Source organism: Pseudomonas sp. JV245A, from assembly GCF_032424515.1.
Lineage (GTDB): Bacteria > Pseudomonadota > Gammaproteobacteria > Pseudomonadales > Pseudomonadaceae > Aquipseudomonas > Aquipseudomonas protegens.
The window spans coordinates 1-307 of sequence record NZ_VYKE01000615.1 but is presented as its reverse complement, the minus strand read 5'-3'; the positions used below and the strand labels follow the sequence as shown (position 1 = coordinate 307).

Sequence of the window (307 nt, the reverse complement as noted above, 5' to 3'; positions counted from 1 at the left end):
CTCATGCTGTTGTTGTGGGTGCCGCCGGGCACCAGCAGCAGTTTCTTCGGCTCCAGGGCGGCCTGGAACAATTCCTTGCTCAGGCGCGGCGGCACGTAGTCGTCCTTCAGGCCGTGCACCACCAGCAGCGGCATGCCGATCTCGCGGATCTTGTCGATGGAGTCGAACTTCTGCGACATCACCCAGCGCACCGGCAGGGAGGTCTTGGTCACCGCCGCGGCAGCGTCGGCCAGGGTAGTGAAGGTAGATTCGACGATCAGCCCGCGAGCGGCGGTCGGCGCCTTGGCGCTGGCGGCCTGGCGTCCCA

Annotated in this window: 1 protein-coding gene; it reads right to left on the bottom strand. The window is 66.8% G+C overall.

Translation table 11 applies throughout. From position 1 onward, the window contains the following. The coding region (locus tag F6S12_RS33295; RefSeq protein WP_315870060.1) for an alpha/beta hydrolase at positions 1–307 on the bottom strand (307 nt) is incomplete at both ends.